Here is a 22,123-nt window from a genome sequence, read left to right on the forward strand (position 1 = left end):
GGGTACATGGCCAAGACGCGGACCACCAAGCGGGAACAACAGCTGCGAGGTGCCGGCCAGATTGCCGAAGCCCTGGGCGAGGCTTTCGTCACACCGGCAATGCTGTTTGGCCGGGCGAGCAACGACGATCTCGATCGCTATAGCCCGGAAATGCTGGCATTCTCTGCGGTGCGCGCAGCCTCGGACCTGTCGGCATGGGATCGCAAAAAGCCGCATGTCAGTATCTCGCCGGTGACCGAAGTCAGCCCGGAGGGCAATCCGGTCAGCGTCCTGTCGATTGTCGATCACAACAAGCCGTTTCTCTATGATTCGGTGATGGCGGAAGTGACAAGCGTCTACCGCGATATCTTCATGGCCGTGCACCCAATTCTGGCCATGACACCCAAGGGAGACGTTTCCCTCGCCAATCCGGATACCGATCCTGACGATGTCCTCAAGGTCAGCTACATCCAGCTGCACATTGCAACCCTCACCGATGAGCAGGCAAACGGCCTGATTCAACGCCTTCATCACGTACTCAGCCAGGTGAAAATGGCGGCCAGCGACTGGAAGCCGATGCTTGGCCTTCTGGACAATGCGCTGGCCGAACTGACGAACCTCGGGCCGGGCCGCAAGAAAGCCGATCGCGACGAAGCGGTCGCCTTCCTCGAGTGGCTGCGCGACGACAACTTCACGTTCCTGGGCATGCGGGAGTACATCTATTCCGGCGAGGGCACAGACGCCACCGTCGAGCGCGGCAAGGGCAAAGGCCTTGGCATACTCTCCGACCCGGATGTTCTGGTTTTGCGCCAGGGCAAGAACCACGTCACGACGACACCCGAAATCCTCGCCTTCCTGCAGGGGCCGGACTTCCTGATCGTCACCAAGGCGAATGTGAAATCCGTGGTGCACCGCCGTGCCTATATGGACTACATCGGGGTGAAGCGTTTCGGACCGGACGGCAAGGTCGTCGGCGAATTGCGGCTCGTCGGCCTGTTCACGTCCACCGCCTATACGCGCTCGGCCAACCAGATCCCCCTGCTTCGCGCCAAAATCGAAAAGGTCGTCGAATATTTCGACTTCGATCCGCAGAGCCATTCCGGCCGCATGTTGCAGAATACGCTGGAAAGCTATCCACGCGATGATCTGTTCCAGATCGAGCCGGAAATGCTGGCGAAATTCAGCGAACAGATCAACGATCTTTCGGAGCGTCCGCGCGTGCGCGTGTTGCCGCGTATCGATCAGTTCGACCGCTTCGTCTCGCTGATCGTCTATGTCCCGCGTGAAGACTACAATTCGATGGTGCGCGAAAAGATCGGCACCTATTTCAAGACCGTCTATGACGGCCATGTCTCCGCCTACTATCCGGCTTTCCCGGAAGGTGGCGTTGCACGTGTGCACATCATCATCGGCCGCTCGGAGGGCAAGACTCCACGAATTCCGCAGGCCAAGCTTGAAGAGGCCGTTCGCGAGATTACCGCACGCTGGAGCGATCGCTTCATCTCGCTGGCCGGCGCCGACGCGCCGCAACTGGATGTCAGCCAGGCTTTTCAGGAAGCCTTTGCCCCGGAAGAGGCGGTCGCCGACCTGAAGCATATCGAGGCATGCCTTGCCGGCGCACCGCTCTCCATCGCCTTCCATCAGGTGGCAGGCGCACAAGATCCGCTGCTGTATCTGAAAATCTTCCATTCCGGCCATCACCTGCCGCTGTCGCGACGCGTGCCTCTGCTGGAAAACCTCGGCTTCGGCGTCATCAGCGAGCGCACCTTCGATATTGGTATCGCCAGCACCAACCCGGATGAAAAGCCCGGCAGGCTGGTCGTCCTGCATGACATGGAACTTCAGGTTCTCGGTGGCGGCAATTTCGATATCGCGCGCCAGGGCCGGGAAATCGAGGAAGCCTTCATCGCAGCCTTTACCGGCACCGTCGACAATGATGCCTATAACCGTCTGGTTCTCAATGCCGGCCTCAATGCCCGCGAGGCATCGGTGCTGCGCGCCTATGGTGCCTATCTTCGCCAGGCCGGGTTCGTCTTCTCGCAGGGCTACATTGCCGAAACGCTGAACAAATATGCCGCAATCGCAACCGATCTGGTTCGTCTTTTCCGCAACCGCCTTGATCCATCCTTGAACGAGAAAAGCCGCGCAAAGCGGTCGATCGAACTTCACCAGGCGCTGGAGAGCAGTCTCGCGGCGGTCCCGAGCCTGGACGAGGATCGCATCCTACGGCGCTACATCAACGCCATCGAGGCGACGCTCAGAACGAATTTCTTCCAGAAAGGCTATATCGACAGCGACCGGCCGATGCTGGCGTTCAAGTTTGACCCGCACCGGCTCGACGGTCTGCCGGAACCACGCCCGTTCCGGGAAATCTTCGTCTACGGGGTCGAGGTCGAAGGTGTTCACCTGCGTTTCGGCAAGGTGGCCCGCGGCGGCCTGCGCTGGTCGGATCGCGCCCAGGACTATCGCACCGAGGTGCTCGGCCTGGTCAAGGCCCAGCAGGTCAAGAACGCCGTTATCGTGCCGGTTGGTGCCAAGGGCGGCTTCTATCCCAAGCTGCTGCCGCCTGCGAGCAACCGTGAGGCCTGGCTGTCCGCCGGCACCGAAGCTTACAAGACCTATATCCGCACGCTGCTCTCGATCACCGACAATATTGTCGGGGGGGACATCGTCGCGCCGGCAGATACCCTGCGGCTGGATGAGGACGATCCCTATTTCGTCGTCGCAGCCGACAAGGGTACGGCGACATTCTCAGACACAGCAAACGGCCTTGCCCAGGCAGCAGGCTTCTGGCTCGACGACGCTTTTGCCTCGGGCGGTTCCGCCGGCTACGACCACAAGAAGATGGGCATCACCGCCCGCGGTGCCTGGGAAACGGTCAAGCGCCACTTCCGCGAGATCGACACCGACATCCAGACCACGCCCTTTACCGTGGCCGGCGTCGGCGACATGTCGGGCGACGTCTTCGGCAATGGCATGCTGCTCTCCGAACAGATCAGACTGATCGCGGCTTTCGACCATCGCGATATCTTCATCGATCCGGACCCGGACACGGCCCGTTCGTTTGCCGAGCGCAAGCGCATGTTCGCGCTGCCGCGCTCCAGTTGGCAGGACTATGACCGCAAGGCACTCTCGCCGGGCGCCATGATCATCTCGCGCGCGGAAAAGTCCGTCACCCTGACACCGGAAGCCGCGGCGGCCATCGGACTGGAAACCCGGACCGCCTCGCCCTTCGACATTCTGACCGCGATCCTCAAAGCACCCGTCGATCTCATGTGGTTCGGCGGCATCGGCACCTATATCAAGGCTGCCGGCGAGACCGATGCCGAAGTTGGCGACCGCGCCAACGACGCGATCCGCATCACTGCGACGGAAGTTCGCGCCAAGGTGATCGGCGAGGGTGCCAATCTCGGCGTGACCCAGAAGGGCCGCATTGCCTATGCCCTGAATGGCGGCCGGGTGAATTCGGACGCGATCGACAATTCGGCTGGCGTCAATTCGTCCGACCTTGAAGTCAACATCAAGATCGCATTTTCGCCGGCCATGGCCGAAAAGCGCCTGACCCGCGACAAACGCAACAAGCTGCTGGTCGAGATGACCGACGAAGTGGCCGAACTGGTGCTGCGCAACAACTATCTCCAGTCGCTGTCGATCTCGTTGACGGAAGCGAAGCATGCCGGAAACCGTGAAGAGCTGAGCCGGCTCATGGATTATCTGGAAGGTCTCGGCAAATTGAACCGCAAGGTCGAGACCCTGCCGGATGCGGCCGCGGTCGCCGAACGTTACGTCTCCGGAAAGACCCTGACTCGACCGGAAATCGGCGTGCTCCTGTCCTATGCCAAGATCGTGCTGTTCGATCAGCTGATCCCGTCCGATCTTCCGGACGACCCCTATTGCCAGAGCACCCTGTCGAACTATTTCCCGGCCGGCATGCGCAAAAGCTTTGCCTCCGACATTGCAGTCCACCGTCTGCGCCGAGAAATCATTGCAACGGTCCTGGCAAACCATGCGATCAACCGCGGCGGGCCGGGATTTGTCGTGGCCGTCAGCGACGCAACGGGGGCAGCTCCCGACGCCGTGGTGAAAGCGGGGCTGGTCACCCGCGATGCGCTGAATCTCACGGCTCTCTGGGACAAGCTCGACAATCTGGACGCCAAGCTCTCCGGCCAAACGCAGAATCGCCTCTACGGCATTGTCACCGAAGTCTATGTCGGCATGACGCGTCTGCTACTGGATACCGGGCTGGCTACCGGCCCGATCAGTGCGGCCGTGACCCAATTGAAGGCTGCCGTCAAATCGGCAGGGCCGGTCTTCGCCGGTGCATTGCCGGCGCTGCTGCGCCAGTATTTCGACGAACAGGTGGCCGGACTGATTTCTGCGGGTGCACCGGAAGAGATCGCGGTGGAAGTCGTCAACCTTCAGACATTGCTGCTGCTTCCGGAAATCATGCAGATTGCGGATCGTACAAAGGCAAGCCTGGCACGGGCGATGGACGGATTCTTTGCCGTCTCGGAAGCCTTCCGCATTGGCCGCATCATAGAGAATGCCCGCAGGCTTCAACCGACGGACCAATATGATAGCCTGGCGCTGACAAGAAGCATCGATCGCATCGGCGCAGCCCGCCGCGAGATCGTTTGCGCAGCACTCATTGCCCATGAAGGTCACAAGCAGCCTGTCCAGGCATGGCTTGCCAATGACACGCTGCGCATCGAGCGGATCGGCAAGGAAATTGCCGCGCTGGTCGACAGCGGCGAGCCAAGTATCTCGAAAATGGCGGTCGCTGCCGGCCTGCTCGGCGATCTTGCACAAGGTCCTGCAAGGTGACAGTGTCCCGGCACCAAGCCGGGGATGATGCATGAACGGATCGGCCGTAACCGACAACAATGTCACTGGACGCCTCAATCGGGGCGTCCTTAGCTGGATGTTCTTCGACTGGGCGGCACAGCCGTTTTTCACGGTGGTCACCACTTTCATCTTTGGCCCTTATTTCGTGGCGAGGATGACCAGCGATCCGGTTTCTGCCCAAGCTTCGTGGAGCAATGCAGCGACCATCTCGGCGATTGTCATCGCCATCCTTGCACCCATCCTGGGGTCGATTGCCGATGAATCCGGCTCACGAAAGCCGTGGATCGCTTTCTTTGCTGTGATCAAGATCATCTGTCTTCTGGGTCTCTGGCTGGCTGCACCTGGTGTTTCGGTCGGATTGATCATGGTTCTGATGATCTTCGCCAGCATTGCCGCGGAGTTTTCGATCGTCTTCAACGATTCGATGATGACCCGGCTCGTCAGCCAGCGCGATGTCGGGCGCGTGTCTAATATCGCCTGGGGTCTCGGCTATCTCGGCGGCATGATCGTGCTGATCGCGATCGTTCTGCTGATCGCGGCAAATCCGACCACCGGCCTGACGCTGATCGGTATTCCACCGCTGTTCGGTCTCGACCCCGTCGCCGGCGAGGATGCACGCATCACCGGGCCGATTTCGGCGATTTGGTATCTCATCTTCATTCTGCCGATGTTTCTTTTCACCCCGGATGCGGCCCGCGGAAAGCCACTCGGCCAGGCAATCAACTCGGGCCTGAAGGAGATTGGCAACACGCTGTCGGAGGTCCGGCAGCGGACGGCGATCCTGCGCTTTCTCGTCGCACGGATGATCTACCAGGACGGCGTCAACGGGTTGTTGATCCTGGGCGGCGTCTTCGCGGCCGCGATGTTCGGCTGGTCGACGATGGAAATGGGCGTTTACGGCATCATCCTGAACGTCGTCGCGATCTTCGGATGCCTGATTGCCAGCCGCATCGACCGCCTAATCGGATCGAAAAATGTTGTCTTGATCAGCCTCTGCATGCTGATTGCCGCAACGCTCGGCATCATCTCCACCGGCCCGGATTTCACCCTTTTCGGATTTGTCGGCCTGCCTATCACCACCACCGACGGTCTGTTCGCCACGCCGGCTGAAAAGGCCTATATCCTCTATGGACTGCTGATCGGCCTGTCGTTCGGCCCTGTCCAGGCCTCGTCCCGCTCCTATCTGGCGCGCAGTGTGAAGCCGCACGAGGCCGGGCGCTATTTCGGCATCTACGCACTTTCGGGACGAGCCACGAGCTTCATGGCCACCCTGTCCTTCTCCGTTCTGACGACCTGGACCGGTTCGCCGCGCGTCGGCATGGCCAGTATGTTGGTTTTCCTGGTGGTGGGACTGGTCATCCTCTGGAACACCGCCTATCCGGCCGGCGACGACACGCCCACCCTGGCGTGAAACACAAAAAAGGCCGGCTGCGGAGACGCAACCGGCCATTCTCTATCCAAATTTCAAACCATCAGTGGCGGAAATGGCGAACGCCCGTGAACACCATGGTCACGCCGTGTTCGTCAGCAGCCGCGATCACTTCCTCGTCGCGCATCGAGCCACCGGGCTGGATAACAGCCGTAGCGCCCGCCGCGATCGCGGCCAGCAGGCCATCGGCGAAGGGATAAAAGGCTTCCGAGGCAACGGCCGCGCCCTTGGTCAGCGGCGTCGTCAGACCAAGCGCCTTGGCGGCATCTTCCGCCTTGAGCGCCGCAATGCGAGCCGAATCGACACGGCTCATCTGGCCGGCACCGATGCCGGCCGTCTGACCGTTCTTGGCATAGATGACCGCATTCGACTTCACATGCTTGGCGATCTTGAAGGCAAATTTCATGTCTTCAAGCTCGGTTGCCGTCGGCGCGCGCTTGGTGACCACCTTGAGGTCGAGATCCTCGACCAGAATGTTGTCGCGGCTCTGCACCAGAAGGCCGCCGGAAACCGTCTTTGCCATCAGGCCGCGCGAGCGCGGGTCGGGCAGGGCACCAGTGGTCAGCAGGCGCAGATTGGGCTTTGCCGCGATGATCGCCTTGGCTTCATCCGTTACCGAAGGCGCGATGATGACTTCGGTGAACAGCTTGACGATTTCCTGCGCGGTCGCGGCATCCAGCATCTGGTTGAGCGCGATGATGCCACCGAAGGCGGAAACGGAATCGCAGGCGAGGGCACGCTGGTAGGCCTCGACCAGCGTCGAGCCGGTCGCAACGCCGCAGGGGTTGGCATGCTTGATGATCGCGCAGGCGGGACCGTTTTCCGGCGCAAACTCGGCAACGAGTTCGAACGCGGCATCCGTGTCATTGATGTTGTTGTAAGACAGCTGCTTGCCCTGCAGCAGGGTCGCCGTGGCGACACCCGGGCGGTTTTCGCCGGTGACATAGAAGCCGGCGCTCTGGTGCGGGTTCTCGCCGTAGCGCATCTTTTCCTTCAGGGCGCCGCCAACCACGCGGTAGGCCGGCATCTCGATTTCCAGCGCTTCGGCAAACCAGTTGGAGATTGCGGCGTCATAGGCCGCAGTCCGGGCATAGGCCTTGGCGGCCAGCCGCTGGCGAAGCGCATAGGTGGTCTGACCGTCATTCTGCGCCAGGGCCTCGATCACGTCACCATAGTCGGCAGCATCGGTCACCACCGTGACATAAGCATGGTTCTTCGCCGATGCACGGATCATCGCCGGACCGCCGATATCGATATTCTCGACCGTTGTCGGATAGTCGCCGCCGGCTGCGCACACCTGCTCGAACGGGTAGAGATTGATGACCGAGAGATCGATCGCCTCGATACCATGTGTTTTCATGGCCTCGACATGCTCGGCATCGTCGCGGATCGACAGCAGGCCACCATGCACCAGCGGGTGCAGCGTCTTGACACGGCCGTCCATGATCTCGGGAAACCCGGTGATCTCCGACACATCGGTCACCGGCAGGCCGGCAGCGGCAAGGGCCTTGTGCGTGCCGCCGGTCGACAGCAGCCGAACGCCGCGCTGGTGCAGCGCCTGGGCAAACTCGACGATCCCCGTCTTGTCGGAAACCGAAAGCAGGGCAGTGCGAACACGCACGAGGTCTGGGGCGGGAATTTTCTTGGAAACGACGGCCATGGTTCAGCTCCGATCTGACGGGCGCCCGTCGAAAAGATCAGTATGACGGACGCGATGCCGCCGCCTAGCACAGCTGGGCCCCAGAACCAACAGTCTATGCGTGATGTGCGAGAAACCAGCGAATTTCCGGGCCGTGAAAGGCAATTTCCAGCTGCTGCGATGGCCGCACGCCGGAGACATCGGCAAAAAAGAATATCTTCGGCGATCTCGACCTCGCCGACCGGCAGCGAAAAGACCCAGCTCTCGCCATCCGGCGCGATCAGCCGAACCCTGCGCTCATCCATGCGCTCAAGCGAGATGGCCGGATGAATGTGGAACCGCGCGATGGCCGGTTCGGATGGAAGCTCTGGGGCGGGTAACCCTTCCGGCAGGAGAAACCTGTCCCGGCCGGCGATCTTTGTACCGGCCTCGTTGATCCGCACCTCGCGCTCGTGCAGCACGCCGAAACGCGCCAGATAGCCATCGTGGCTCGCCGACAGGCGGTCGCTGCCATCAGGGCCGGTCTGTCGGCTGATTTCCACCTTGGCAACGCCGGCAACCAACAGCGGGCCAAGGAAACCGGATGAGGCAATCCGGGCCGAGGACATGTCGCCGATCGCCACCGTTGAATGGGCAGCCGAAGTGCGCGCCAGTTGGCGGAGCTTTTCTCCCGCAAAGCGGGGAGATCCGCTATTAACGATGAAGCGGTTGCGACCCGACGAGAGCTCGAGCGACAGGCAACCTGCATGCGCGGTCCGTGACAGGGATCCCGATGGCGCATGGCCGGTGTCCAGCAGCATCACGGTGTCACCACCGGAAAGACGTTGATAGGCGGCATGCGGCAAGGCCTTGAATGGCTGGCCCGCTGTTTCATCATAACGCAGGACCGACATCAGGTCGGTGGCAAGTGTCGAACTAGCACCATTGAACAGCGCAAGATCGCCACTGCTATGGCGAAAAAATCGCACGGCGGGATACATCCGGTCGATCGCCGGGATCAGGCGTTGCGGCACGTCGTGGCCAAGATTGATATATGTCTGGCGAAGCGGCAGCAGGTCGAAGAGCAATTCGACCGCCGCCTGCGGATTGCGCGAGACATGACTGCCGTCCGGCAGGATCTGGCGTTCCAGTTCACGATTGAGCTGACGGCCCGCGCGGCGAATGGCCGAAGAGCGCGCTTCCGTTGAAATCGACGCCATCGCCAGCGCAATACGCGCCCGAAGGCGCGGCAGTCCTTCCGGCAAGAAACCGGCAATTCGATGCAGATAGCCGATCTGATAACTGAGCGACGCCATGAAACGCCGATAGAAGCCGGCATCGGCATCCTGAAGCACGACCGGTGAATGCGAGAGCCAGGCAACGATACGTTGCGCGACAACATCGGCGTCCCAGGCGATGCCCGTCACACGTCCGCCATGCAGATGGATCCACTGATCGACGACCCAGCGGGCGTTCTCGCAGGCCGCATGCGATTTGTCGGCCCGGATATGGCGCAACCAGCCGAACCCGTGCAGGCGCACAGCGAACTGCTGGGACGGCAGCTCAAGATCGAATGGCGATTGCCGGTCGGCATCCAGCACCCGGCCGGCAAGCGGATAACGCCCTTGGAAAATCTCTTCCGCCACGAATGGATCGATAGCTCGAAGGTCCGTTGGCGCGACAACCAGACGCATGGCACGAAAACCCGCACGGCCGCTGAACACAGGCAATGCCAGCGAGATTGCCAGCCCCGTTCTGCGCCAGCTCTCCGCAAGATACAGAGAGATCAGTCTCCGACGATCAGAAATTCGCATTCTCATTCCCGTTGCTGCGGCCGGTAACTATAGGTTTTTCCAAGGAAAATTCAGATAATCTTTAGGGCGCAAGCCGTCCTTCAAATCGCTTCATGACAAATCAGCCGATCGCAAAGGCAAAGTTCATAGCGACTAGGCCGACGGGCAAGGAACGCCCGTCAGCCAGTTTTCAGGTTCCAACAGTTTTATTGAATATTTCGCTAAGTTTTAGCAATTACGCAAGCGTAGAATCCATCGAGACCACCTTCAGCGTGCAACATCGCAGGCGTGGTACGGAATTCTCCGCGATCGCTGATCGCCGCCTCCAAGCCTGGCCAATTCTCCTTGCGGATCGGAACAAGCTTCAACTCCTGATGGTCGGCCAAAACCCGTTCCACGACCTGCTCTCCCTCGGAGGGATCGACGGAGCAGTTAGAGAAGACGATTCGGCCGCCCGGGGCGAGCAAAGTAATGGCATGCCGAAGCAGCTTTTCCTGCAACGCGGCGAGCTTGGCGATGTCTTCGGCATCCTTGCTCCACAGGACATCGGGATGTCGGCGGGTGGTACCGGTGGAGGAGCAGGGTGCATCGAGCAGAATGGCGTCGTAAACCTTGCCAGTATCGAGTTCCAGCAGATTGCTTGTGACGAATTCCGCAGAAAGACGAAGCCGCTCCAGGTTGGACTGAAGCCGCTTGAGACGGGACGCGGATTGCTCGACAGCAGTCACTTGCGCGCCAGCGAGCACAAGTTGGGCTGTTTTGCCGCCCGGTGCAGCACATAGATCGGCGACGCGCTTGCCGGTAAGGTCGCCGAAGAGCTTGGCCGGAATGCCGGCAGCGGCGTCCTGAACCCACCACTCGCCATCCTCGAAACCTTCGAGCGAGGGAATACTGCCCTTGAACGGCGCCAAGCGCACGGTACCGGTCGGCAGGACCGTGCCGCCAAGTTTTTCGGCCCAGCCCTGGGCATCGCTCTTGACCGTAAGGTCAATCATCACCGGCTGTAGCTGCGCCTCGGCGATCGCCAGGGCATGATCCAGGCCATAGACTGCGATCAGGCGTTTCAGGAACCACTCCGGCATGCAGGGTATGTCGTTGACCCATTCGAGCAGCGCTTCCTTTTCACGCCCCACGCGGCGAAGGATCGCGTTTACCAGCTTGGCGAAGCGGCGGCTGCGCGGGTCGCGATTGGCCTGCTCGACGGCAAGATCGACGGCCGAGTGGTCCGGGACATCAAGATAGAGCATCTGCGCTGCGGCAACGACCAGCAGGTGATGCAGTGAGCGGGCGCCTTCCGGCAGAGGCGTGTCCAGGAGCTCGTGCAGGATTGCTTCGATGCGCGGCAGATGGCGAAGCGCGCTGTGCAGGATCGCGCGAACCAGGCCGCGATCGGCTTCGTTCAGCGCCCGGAATGCCGGGTTGCCGTGTTCTGCGTCGAGCATGCCGTCCAGCGGCGTCTTGCGTTCGATCACGGCCGCAAGCAGGCGCGATGCAGCGATACGCGCATCCAGACCCGGTTTTGTTTCCGCCTGTTCCGTCGGACGGGACCCGCCATTGCCCTTGTGAAAGTGCTTCTGCGGTTTTCCCGGTGCTTTATCGTTCAAGACCATGGTCCTTTGGGCGGTTCGGAGTTGCCACGTCCCCATCCGGTATTCGGAACGGAACGCGCTTTGGGCCTTGCATTAGCAGCGGGACCGGTTGGCGTCGATACCCCCGGCCCAATGTCGGTCATCGCCATCAGCGCTTCGATACGGTTGCGCGTGTCTGGGTGGGTCGAAAACAGATTGTCCATGCGCCGTCCGCTGAGCGGATTGATGATGAACATATGTGCGGTCGCTGGATTGCGCTCGGCATCCATGTTTTCGATATGCGATGCATCGCCGGCAATTTTCTGCAATGCGGACGCAAGGCCCCGGGGATTGCCACAAATCTCGGCGCCACGCCGGTCGGCGGCATATTCCCGTGTTCGGCTGATCGCCATCTGAACCACCATCGCCGCCAGCGGCGCAACAATCATGGCCACAATAACCCCGATGAAACCGAACGGATTGCTGCGCTCGTCGCGATTTCCGGAAAACAGGAAGGCGAAGTTCGACAGCATCGAGATCGCACCGGCGAGCGTCGCGGTAATCGTCATCGTCAGCGTATCGCGGTTTTCGATATGCGCCAGCTCATGGGCCATCACGCCTGCGACTTCCTGAGGATTGAGGCGCTGCAGCAGGCCGGTCGAGGCGGCAACAGCCGCGTTCTGCGGATTGCGGCCAGTTGCAAACGCATTCGGTTGCGGACTGTCGAAAACGTAGACGCGCGGCATCGGCAGATTGGCATTGCGCGCCAGATCCTTGACCATCAGGTAGAATTCCGGCGCAGTCCGCTCATCGACCTCCTGCGCCCGGTAGGAGGAGAGAACCATTCGGTCCGAGTTCCAGTAGGAAAAGAAGTTCATGCCCGCGGCAACGACGAATGCGATGATCATCCCGCCGCGGCCGCCGATCAGAAAGCCGACGCCCATGAAGAGCGCCGTCATGAAGGCAAGCAGCATTGCCGTGCGCATGAAGTTCATGTCCTGCTCCTCTGAGATTCATGATCGGCAACAGACCTGTTGCCGATTTCACCTGTTGATTTAAAAAGCGGCAATGCCAATTTCAATGTTTGCGCATAAAAACCGCGAAATAGAGGTCTCATCATGTCAGACGATCAGGAACAGGAAGTCGCGGTCCGGGAACCACCCCGCGAACTGAGCCCTGCAGCCCAGCGCGCGCTTGCGGAAGCCGAGGAACGGCGCAAGCGGCAAACGCCAGCAGAGCCCGTGCCGGAAATCGGCGGTCGCGGCGGCGCGGATCCAGCGCGTTTCGGTGACTGGGAGATCAAGGGCCGCGCGATCGACTTCTAGCCTGAAAATATACCTATTGATGGCGCGGCAATATCGGAATATATTCCTGTCATGTTCAGATATCGCTTCTCATGGTTGCTCTTGACAATGATCGCGCTTGCGACAGGCCCTTGCCATGCGGGTCAGACGCTTGATGGTCCGGTGCTGGCCGAGGTGGTGCGGGTTATCGATGGCGACACCGTTCTGGTCGAAGCAATGCCGTGGCCTGACCATCGTATCAGCACCTATGTGCGCTTGCGCGGCATCGATGCGCCGGAGCTTAAGTCGCGTTGCCCGGCTTTCCGAGCAGCAGCACGCGAGGCGCAGGATCAATTGACCGCACTCATATCGGACCAGCAGCGCGTGTCCCTGGTCGATATATCCGGCGACAAGTATTTCGGGCGCGTGGTCGCCACTCTGGTGCTCTCAGATGGCCGGAGTCCTGCAGATCTTCTGCTTGAGGCCGGTCTTGTCGAACCTTATGCCGGCAAGGCCAAGCCACGGCATTCGTGCCCTGTCACATAAATACGAAGGGCTCCTCCTGGCGGGGGAGCCCTTCTGTTTTCACTGCAGGCTGATCAAGAAGCGCTGCGGTTTTGCCGGTTGTCGATCAGATCATCGACGACGGCCGGATCAGCCAGCGTCGATGTATCGCCGAGCGCGCCAAAATCGTCCTCCGCGATCTTGCGCAGGATACGCCGCATGATCTTGCCGGAACGGGTCTTCGGCAGGCCCGGGGCAAACTGGATCTTGTCAGGCGTTGCGATCGGGCCGATCTCGGTGCGCACATGCTTGACGAGATCCTGGCGCAGCGCATCCGTTCCGTCATGTCCTGCCATCAGGGTCACATAGCAATAGATGCCCTGGCCCTTGATGCCGTGCGGATAGCCGACGACGGCGGCCTCAGAGACAAGATGATGGGAAACCAGCGCCGATTCCACCTCAGCCGTCCCCAGCCTGTGGCCGGAGACGTTGAGGACGTCATCGACGCGACCCGTGATCCAATAATAACCGTCCTCATCGCGCCGGCAGCCGTCACCGGTGAAATATTTCCCCTTGTAGGTCGAGAAATAGGTCTGCACATAGCGCTCGTGATCGCCATAAACGGAACGGGCCTGGCCCGGCCAACTGTCGATGATGCACAGATTGCCGTCTGCGGCTCCCTCCAGCACCTTGCCTTCATTGTCGACGAGTTCCGGCTTGATACCGAAGAAGGGAAGGGTGGCCGAACCGGGTTTCAGTGCGGTCGCGCCCGGCAGAGGCGTGATCATGATACCTCCCGTCTCGGTCTGCCACCAGGTATCGACAACCGGGCAGCGCTGGTCGCCGACCACGTTGTAATACCATTCCCAGGCTTCCGGATTGATCGGCTCGCCGACAGAACCGAGCAGCCGGAGGCTGGAGCGCGAAGAGCGTTTCACAAACTCGTCGCCGACGCCCATGAGCGAGCGGATCGCCGTTGGTGCCGTATAGAAGATGTTGACCTTGTGCTTGTCGATCACTTCCCAGAAGCGGCCCTGATCGGGAAAATTCGGCACGCCTTCGAACATCAGCGTCGTCGCGCAATTGGCCAGCGGTCCATAGACGATATAGGAATGGCCGGTCACCCAGCCGACATCGGCCGTGCACCAGTAGACATCGCCATCGTGATAATCGAAGACATATTCATGCGTCATCGAGGCATAGACCAGATAACCGCCGGTCGTGTGCATCACGCCCTTCGGTTTGCCTGTCGAGCCTGACGTGTAGAGGATGAACAGCGGATCTTCAGCCTTCATCTTTGCCGGTGGGCAATCGCCCTTCACCGTCACGATTTCCTGGTGATACCAGACATCCCGGCCGGGAGCCCAGCCGATCTTGCCGCCGGTTCGGCGCACGACCAGGACCTTGTTGACGATCACATACTGCTTGGCAGCAATATCGATGGCGATATCGGTGTTTTCCTTGAGCGCCACCGGCTTTCCACCGCGCACGCCTTCATCACAGGTGATGACGAAGGTCGATTCGCAGTCGACGATACGCCCGGCCAGCGCTTCCGGCGAAAAGCCGCCAAAGACCACCGAATGGATAGCGCCGATGCGGGCACAGGCGAGCATTGCATACGCCGCCTCCGGGATCATCGGCATATAGATGGTGACGCGATCACCCTTCTTCACGCCGTGCTTCTTCAGCACGTTCGCCATGCGGCAGACGTGATCATAGAGCTCATTATAGGTGATTTTCTTGTCGATATACGGATTGTCACCTTCCCAGATGATCGCCACCCGTTCGCCATTGGTCTTCAGATGGCGATCGATACAGTTGTAGGAGACGTTCGTCAGGCCGTCTTCGAACCACTTGACCGGGACCTTGCCCTTGAAAGACGTGTTCTTGACCTTGGTATAAGGCTTGAACCAGTCGATACGCTTGCCGTGCTTGCCCCAGAATTTTTCGGGATCCTCGATGCTTTCCTCATACCACTTGCGATACTTGTCTTCATCGATCAGGGCCTGGGCTTTCGCCGACTTGAGCACCGGATAGGTCTTGGCTGACATTAACTCCTCCTCATTGAACGGCCAGGACTGTCGGACTGCGGACCGTCCTCCTCGGGCCTCTTGCACCCATTCTTATCAACTAAGATGCGTCCAGCAATTAGACAAAGGTCATTCGTTACTTCGCGAATTGCAATTTCGTTACATAATCGGTATAAGGACGCCGAATTCCCGGAAATAGTGGTTTAAACCCACGGCTCGCGACAACCGGCGCGGACCTTAGAAGGATTGTATCCATGGCACAGACATTGCTTATGCCGAAGGCAACGGCCGTATGGCTCGTCGACAATACCGCGCTGTCATTCGACCAGATCGCCCAGTTCTGCAAACTGCACCCGCTCGAAGTCAAGGCGATTGCCGATGGCGAAGCGGCGCAGGGCATCAAGGGCCTGGACCCGATCGCGACTGGCCAGCTGTCTCGCGACGAGATCGCCCGGGCTGAAAAAGACGTGAACCACAAGCTGAAGATTTCAGAACCGAAGGTTCGGGTTCCCGAATCCAAGCGCCGTGGTCCGCGTTACACCCCGGTCTCCAAGCGTCAGGATCGTCCGAACGCGATCCTCTGGCTGGTTCGCAACCACGCGGAGCTGAAGGACGCACAGATCTCCCGTCTGGTTGGCACGACAAAATCGACCATCGAGCAGATCCGCGAGCGCACCCACTGGAACTCGACCAACCTGACGCCGATGGATCCTGTCACGCTGGGGCTCTGCAGCCAGATCGATCTCGACCTGGAAGTCGAGAAGGCCTCCAAGGGCCGTCCGCTGCCGACCGCTGCCGAACTCGGCGCCACGCTGCAGGCCGCCACCGAGACCGAAAACCTCGACTTCGGCTATGGCCGCGACCGCGACGAAGAAAAGACGATCGACGCCAACGCCGTATTCGCCAAGCTGCAGTCGCTCAAGTCCGACCGCAACAAGGACGAGGATGACGATCAGTACTGATCGTCTTCCGGTTTCAACAGACATCGAGCCCCGGTCGCAGCAGTGCCCGGGGCTTTTCTTTGTCCAGGCAGGCGGCCGCCATCCGACGCAGCTTCGGCCAGATCAGGCAGCCACCTGGCCACAGGCTTTGAGCACGGCGGAAATCTCGTCCAAGACAATCGAATCATCGATCGTCGCCGGCATTTTCCACGGAAGGCCATCTGCGATTTTCTGCATCGTCCCGCGCAGGATCTTGCCTGAGCGTGTCTTGGGCAGGCGATCGACCATCAGCACCATTTTGAAGGCGGCAACAGGACCGATCTCATCACGCACCAGCTGCACCACCTCTTTCGAGATCGCCGCATGGTCTCGATGGACATTCTTCTTCAAGACCAGGAAGCCGCAGGGAATCTGCCCTTTGAGCTCGTCCGCAATGCCGATCACGGCACATTCTGCCACATCCGGATGCATCGCGCAGACCTCTTCCATTGCGCCTGTCGACAACCGGTGTCCCGCACAGTTGATGATGTCATCCGTGCGCGCCATGACAAAAACATAGCCGTCGTTGTCGATTACGCCAGCATCGGCGGTCTTGTAGTAGCCGGGGAATTCTTCGAGGCAGGATGTCCTGAACCGCTCGTCGGCCTCCCAGAATGTCACGAGGCAGCCGGGAGGAAGGGGCAATTTCACGACGATATTGCCCAACGTTCCCGGTACCACGGCATGACCGGCATCATCCAGCACCTCCAGGCCATAACCCGGCATCGGTTTTGCCGGCGAACCGTGCTTCACCGGCAGGAGCCCGAGGCCAGCTGGATTGGCGGCAATCGCCCAGCCCGTCTCGGTCTGCCACCAGTGATCGATGATCGGGATTTTCAGAATGCGCTCGGCCCATTTCAGGGTTTCAGGATCGGCGCGTTCGCCGGCCAGGAAAAGCGCGCGCAAGCCCGACACGTCGTAGCGCCCGACATGCTCTCCCTCCGGATCGTCGCGCCGGATCGCCCGAAAAGCCGTCGGCGCAGTAAAAAGCGCCTTCACATCATGATCGGCGACTACGCGCCAGAAAGTACCTGCATCCGGCGTCCCGACCGGTTTTCCCTCGAAGATTACCGTCGCATTGCCGGCCAGCAAAGGGCCGTAGACGATGTAGGAATGGCCAACGACCCAACCAATATCGGAGGCAGCCCAGAAGACTTCACCCGGCTTCACCCCGTAGATATTGGCCATGGTCCAGTTGAGTGCCACCATATGCCCGCCATTGTCGCGAACCACGCCCTTCGGCTGGCCGGTGGTTCCGGATGTGTAGAGAATGTAGAGCGGATCGGTCGCCAGAACCGGGGTGCAATCAACCGTCGTGCCACTGACCTTCTCCACCTCGATCGCCTGGGCAAGGTCGACATCGCCATGCTCGTAGCGCAAGGGCGCGTGATACTGGTCACGCTGCAGGATGAGGCAGCAATTGGGCTTCACCCTGGCCATGTCGATCGCATGGTCGAGCAGCGGCTTGTATGGAACGATGCGTCCCGGTTCCAGGCCGCAGCTCGCGCCGATGATGACCTTTGCACCGCAATCGTCAATGCGCGTCGCCAATTCATGCGCGGCAAAACCGCCGAAGACGACGGAATGCACGGCACCCAGGCGTGCGCAGGCCAGCATGGAGAAGACAGCCTCCGGGATCATCGGCATGTAGATGATGACCCGGTCGCCTTTGCCGACACCATGATTGCGAAGAACGGCGGCAATGGCGCTCACCTCGACCAGCATCTGATCATAGGAATAGCGGGCCGTCTGTCCGGTCATCGGACTATCGTAAATCAGGGCGGTCTGCGCGCCGCGGCCGTCCGCTATATGCCTGTCTATGCAATTGTAGCAGGTATTGGTTTCGCCGCCGATAAACCATCGACCATAAGGCCCCTGATCCGGATCAAAGGTTTTTTCCGGTGGCTTGAACCAATGTATCTGCTCGGCCGCGCGACGCCAGAACCCTTCCGGGTCCGCCTGCCACAGGGCATAGGTCTCCTGATAGCTCCCACGCATGCCGATCCTCCCGATGCCACGCAAGCCACTTGTTCTGGCGGCAAGTGTAGGAAGCCGTCAGCCCGGTGGAAACCCAGACGAAAGCGCTATGCCAAAGGTCGTAGAAAACTTAGCGACGACCAAAAATAGCGGATCCGACGCGAACGGTTGTCGCGCCAAAGCCAATCGCCGTCTCGAAATCGCCAGACATGCCCATGGACAAGCGTGCGACATCGTTTTCACCAGCGAGCTTGGCCAAGAGGGCGAAATGCGGGCCTGGGTTTTCATCAACGGGCGGAATGCACATCAGCCCTTCGACATTCAACCCCAACTCGTCGCGGCATAGCCGCACGAATGCCGCAACATCGTCGGGGGCGATCCCGGCCTTCTGTGGCTCAAGCCCGGTATTGACCTGGATATAGAAACGCAGGGTGCGATTTTGCCGCTTGCATTCTTGGGCCAGGGTACGGGCGATCTTTTCCCGGTCAACCGTTTCGATGACATCAAAAAGCGCCACCGCTTCAGCCGCCTTGTTCGACTGCAGGGGACCGATCAGATGGAGCTCGATCCCCGTTGTTTCCGCTTGAAGCGCCGGCCATTTGCCTTGTGCCTCCTGCACCCGGTTTTCACCAAATATACGCTGGCCGGTTGCGATCACCGGTCGGATGTCATCCGCTTCAAAGGTTTTCGACACGGCGACAAGCGACACGGACTCCGGCTCACGATTGGCTTCCGTTGCGGCTTTTGCCATCCGGCCCTGAATTTCGCGCAATCTCTCTTCGACCGACATCACAACTCCTCGCAGTCTCGCTCCCGAAAGACGGATCAGGACCTTCTCGAGACAAAGTCGTTAAAGCGCCTGAATTCGCATGGCAAGTCGCATCTCGACCATCACGCAAATGGCCCCGAAAACTTGACGCTTGGCCGGTTTCGTGGTGAAGGTCAGCCCTCCTTTTTATTGCAATCCCGGAAATGCGATCCATGGCCACCGAACGTTACAATCCGCGCGACGCCGAGCCCCGCTGGCAGGCGAAATGGTCCGAAGGCAACGTCTTCACGACCGACAACAATGACGAGCGCGAGAAGTATTACGTGCTTGAGATGTTCCCTTATCCATCGGGCCGCATCCATATGGGCCACGTGCGCAACTACGCCATGGGCGACGTCGTGGCCCGCTACAAGCGCGCCCGCCGCTACAATGTGCTGCACCCGATGGGCTGGGATGCATTCGGCATGCCCGCGGAAAACGCGGCCATGAAGAACAAGGTCCACCCCAAGGCCTGGACCTACGAAAACATCGCCACGATGCGTGGTCAGCTGAAATCCATGGGCTTGTCGATCGACTGGTCGCGTGAATTCGCCACCTGCGATGTCGAATACTATCAGCGTCAGCAGCACCTCTTCCTGGATTTCATGGAAAAGGGCCTCGTCTATCGCAAGAACTCCAAGGTCAACTGGGATCCGGAAGACATGACCGTGCTCGCCAACGAGCAGGTCATCGACGGCCGCGGCTGGCGTTCCGGCGCGCTCGTCGAACAGCGCGAACTGACCCAGTGGTTTTTCAAGATCACCGATTTCAGCCAGGATCTACTCGACGCGCTCGATACGCTCGATCACTGGCCGGAAAAGGTCCGGTTGATGCAGAAGAACTGGATCGGCCGCTCCGAAGGCATGCTGGTGCGCTGGGAAGTGGCATCCGGCAGCACGCAATCGGAAGTGACCGTCTATACCACGCGTCCGGACACCTTGTTTGGCGCCTCGTTCCTGGCCATTGCCGCCGACCACCCGCTGGCAAGGGAAGCCGGCGAAAAAAATCCGGCGGTTGAAGCCTTCTGCCAGGAATGCCGCCATGCCGGCACCTCGCTTGCAGCGCTCGAAACCGCTGAAAAGAAGGGCATTGACACCGGCATCAAGGTGAAACACCCGCTTGATCCGAGTTGGGAACTGCCGGTCTATGTCGCCAACTTCGTCCTGATGGACTACGGAACAGGCGCCATCTTCGGCTGCCCGTCCGGAGACCAGCGCGACCTCGATTTTGCCCGCAAGTATGATCTGCCGGTGGTGCCGGTTGTCATGCCGCGCGACGGCGATGCCGCAGCCTTCGAGATCGGTGATACCGCCTATGTCGACGATGGCGTGATGATCAACTCCCGCTTCCTCGACGGTTTGAGCACGGAAGAGGCCTTTGAAGAGGTCGTTAGGCGCCTGACCGAACAGACCCTCGGCAATGCCGCCCAAGGCGAGCGCAAGGTCAATTTCCGCCTGCGCGACTGGGGCATCTCGCGCCAGCGTTATTGGGGTTGCCCGATCCCGGTCATTCACTGCGATGATTGCGGCGTCGTTCCGGTGCCGAAGAAAGACCTGCCGGTCAAGCTGCCCGATGACGTGACCTTCGACAAGCCCGGCAATCCGCTTGATCGCCATCCGACATGGCGCCACGTGGCCTGCCCGCATTGCGGCAAGGACGCGCGTCGTGAAACCGACACAATGGATACGTTTGTCGATTCGAGCTGGTACTTCGCCCGCTTCACCGCGCCTTGGGAAGACAATCCGACGGATCCGAAGGCCGCCAACAAATGGCTGCCTGTCGACCAGTATATCGGTGGCATCGAACACGCGATCCTCCACCTGCTGTATTCGCGCTTCTTCACCCGTGCCATGCGTGAAACCGGCCATGTCGACGTCAAAGAGCCTTTCAAGGGCCTGTTCACCCAGGGCATGGTCGTGCATGAAACCTACAGCATAGGCGACGGCCTGACCCGCGAATGGGTGGCCCCAATCGATCTGCGCATCGAGGAGACCGACGGTCTCCGCCGTGCCTTCCTGTTGAGCAACGGCACTGAGGCCAGGATCGGCTCGATCGAGAAGATGTCGAAGTCGAAAAAGAACGTCGTCGATCCAGATGACATCATCGGTTCGTACGGTGCTGATACGGCACGCTTCTTCGTCCTCTCGGATTCGCCGCCCGATCGCGATGTGATCTGGTCTGAATCCGGTGTCGAAGGCGCGCATCGTTTCGTCCAGCGCGTTTGGCGTCTGGTGTCGGAAGCGGCGGAACAGTTGAAGTCCGTTGCTGCGAATCCGGCTAAGGATGGCGAAAGTCTGGCCGTGTCCCAGGCAGCGCACAAGACGCTGAAGGCGGTTCAATCCGATCTGGACAAGCTCGCCTTCAACAAGGCGATCGCCCGCATTTATGAGCTGGTCAACACCTTGGCGACGCCCCTGGCGACCGTGGCCTCCGGGAAAGCCGATGCCGTGCTGACAGCGGCCGTTCGCAATGCGGCAGAAATCCTGGTACAGCTGATCGCACCGATGACCCCGCACCTGGCCGAGGAATGCTGGACGGTGCTTGGCAATAGCGGTCTCGTGGCTCAAGCTCCGTGGCCAAGCTACGACGAGGCACTCGTCGCCGAAAACGACGTGACAATGCCAGTTCAAATCAATGGCAAGAAGCGCGCCGAATTGACAATAAGCCGCGACGCGGACCAGAATGCGGTCAGCGAAGCGGTGCTCGCCCTTGAGCCCGTGCGGGCTGCCCTGAACGGACAGGCTCCGAAGAAGATCATCGTCGTTCCCCTAAGGATTGTGAATATTGTCCTCTAAACAGCAAGCTTCCGCGGTGCTTCGTCGTTCGATCCTGATCGGAGCAGCCCTGCTTCTCGCAGGCTGCCAGGCGCGCCCACTCTACAATAATGACGATGGCCAGACGCGCGAGGCGCTGGCCGCTATTGCCTATTCACCGGCCAATGGCCGCGTCGGGCTTGAAGTTCGCAACCGGCTGATTTTCCTGACCAGCGGCGGCTCCGGGGAGAGCGTTACGCCCCAATACAGGGTCCAGCTCGATGTTCAGAGTTCGGTCGCCGGTATTCTGCTCGACGAAGCGGCGGACACGCCGAACGCCGGCCGGGCCGTCGTCAGCGCGACCTACAACATCCGACGCATTTCCGATGACACCGCGCTCAAGGCCGGCCGCCGCGAAAGTGTTGCGCTCTTCGATTATCCGAAGCAGGAATTCGCCAAGCTTCGTGCCGTTCGCGACGCCGAGGATCGTGCGGCGCGGGAACTGGCGGAACTCGTCTATGCGGATCTTGCAATGGCGCTGGGTCGCTGATCTCAG

At 60.3% G+C, this 22,123-nt stretch carries 13 protein-coding genes and 1 pseudogene; 7 read left to right on the top strand and 7 right to left on the bottom strand.

From position 1 onward, the window contains the following. The first annotated feature begins 6 nt into the window (after window positions 1–6). Together PDO_RS18640 and PDO_RS18645 are read left to right on the top strand one after the other, a co-directional pair. Window positions 7–4,803 carry an NAD-glutamate dehydrogenase gene (locus PDO_RS18640; protein WP_007605611.1) on the top strand — a complete coding sequence of 1,599 codons (4,797 nt, stop codon included), beginning with the start codon at window positions 7–9 and terminating at the stop codon, window positions 4,801–4,803. Between the two features lie 31 nt (window positions 4,804–4,834). Beyond that, window positions 4,835–6,235, top strand: a complete 1,401-nt coding sequence (locus PDO_RS18645; protein WP_007605613.1) for an MFS transporter — start codon at window positions 4,835–4,837, stop codon at window positions 6,233–6,235. 61 nt (window positions 6,236–6,296) lie between these two features. Here the strand turns inward: PDO_RS18645 and purH are convergent, their stop codons facing one another. The 4 genes and pseudogenes from purH to htpX all read right to left on the bottom strand — a co-directional run bounded on the left by purH (window position 6,297) and on the right by htpX (window position 12,227). Beyond that, window positions 6,297–7,913, bottom strand: a complete 1,617-nt coding sequence (gene purH, locus PDO_RS18650) for a bifunctional phosphoribosylaminoimidazolecarboxamide formyltransferase/IMP cyclohydrolase (RefSeq protein WP_037074642.1) — start codon at window positions 7,911–7,913, stop codon at window positions 6,297–6,299. Between the two features lie 94 nt (window positions 7,914–8,007). Continuing rightward, a pseudogene (locus PDO_RS18655) lies at window positions 8,008–9,685 on the bottom strand (heparinase II/III family protein). A 200-nt stretch (window positions 9,686–9,885) separates the two neighbouring features. Continuing rightward, window positions 9,886–11,274, bottom strand: a complete 1,389-nt coding sequence (locus tag PDO_RS18660; RefSeq protein ID WP_052023476.1) for an RsmB/NOP family class I SAM-dependent RNA methyltransferase — start codon at window positions 11,272–11,274, stop codon at window positions 9,886–9,888. Then, entirely contained in the window at window positions 11,265–12,227 is a 963-nt protein-coding gene (gene htpX / locus PDO_RS18665) for a zinc metalloprotease HtpX (RefSeq protein ID WP_007605622.1), read from the bottom strand. The genes PDO_RS18660 and htpX overlap by 10 nt, the downstream gene beginning before the upstream one ends. 123 nt (window positions 12,228–12,350) lie before the next feature. On the opposite strand from htpX, the gene PDO_RS18670 reads away from it, so the two are divergent. Both PDO_RS18670 and PDO_RS18675 read left to right on the top strand, forming a co-directional pair. Next, window positions 12,351–12,557: a DUF1674 domain-containing protein gene (locus PDO_RS18670; protein WP_007605623.1), complete on the top strand. Its 207-nt coding sequence runs from the start codon at window positions 12,351–12,353 to the stop codon at window positions 12,555–12,557. A gap of 51 nt (window positions 12,558–12,608) precedes the next feature. After that, window positions 12,609–13,061: a thermonuclease family protein gene (locus PDO_RS18675; RefSeq protein WP_007605624.1), complete on the top strand. Its 453-nt coding sequence runs from the start codon at window positions 12,609–12,611 to the stop codon at window positions 13,059–13,061. A 53-nt stretch (window positions 13,062–13,114) separates the two neighbouring features. Here PDO_RS18675 and acs read toward each other — a convergent pair whose 3' ends face one another. Continuing rightward, window positions 13,115–15,070, bottom strand: coding sequence for an acetate--CoA ligase (gene acs, locus PDO_RS18680; RefSeq protein WP_007605626.1), 1,956 nt, complete (start codon window positions 15,068–15,070; stop codon window positions 13,115–13,117). A gap of 233 nt (window positions 15,071–15,303) precedes the next feature. On the opposite strand from acs, the gene PDO_RS18685 reads away from it, so the two are divergent. Then, window positions 15,304–16,011 carry a DUF1013 domain-containing protein gene (locus PDO_RS18685; RefSeq protein WP_007605627.1) on the top strand — a complete coding sequence of 236 codons (708 nt, stop codon included), beginning with the start codon at window positions 15,304–15,306 and terminating at the stop codon, window positions 16,009–16,011. Window positions 16,012–16,113: 102 nt separating this feature from the next. Here PDO_RS18685 and PDO_RS18690 read toward each other — a convergent pair whose 3' ends face one another. Together PDO_RS18690 and PDO_RS18695 are read right to left on the bottom strand one after the other, a co-directional pair. Then, window positions 16,114–18,027, bottom strand: coding sequence for a propionyl-CoA synthetase (locus PDO_RS18690; protein WP_007605629.1), 1,914 nt, complete (start codon window positions 18,025–18,027; stop codon window positions 16,114–16,116). A gap of 109 nt (window positions 18,028–18,136) precedes the next feature. After that, window positions 18,137–18,796, bottom strand: coding sequence for a YggS family pyridoxal phosphate-dependent enzyme (locus PDO_RS18695; RefSeq protein ID WP_007605631.1), 660 nt, complete (start codon window positions 18,794–18,796; stop codon window positions 18,137–18,139). 191 nt (window positions 18,797–18,987) lie between these two features. Between PDO_RS18695 and leuS the strand changes: the two genes are divergently transcribed. Further along, window positions 18,988–21,609, top strand: a complete 2,622-nt coding sequence (gene leuS, locus PDO_RS18700) for a leucine--tRNA ligase (RefSeq protein ID WP_007605633.1) — start codon at window positions 18,988–18,990, stop codon at window positions 21,607–21,609. Next, the gene (locus PDO_RS18705; protein ID WP_007605634.1) at window positions 21,599–22,117 is read left to right on the top strand and encodes a hypothetical protein; all 519 of its coding nucleotides are present in this window, start codon (window positions 21,599–21,601) and stop codon (window positions 22,115–22,117) included. Before leuS ends, PDO_RS18705 begins: the two co-directional genes overlap by 11 nt. Window positions 22,118–22,123 lie beyond the last annotated feature (6 nt).

This window comes from Rhizobium sp. PDO1-076 (genome assembly GCF_000247475.1).
Classification (GTDB): Bacteria; Pseudomonadota; Alphaproteobacteria; order Rhizobiales; family Rhizobiaceae; genus Allorhizobium.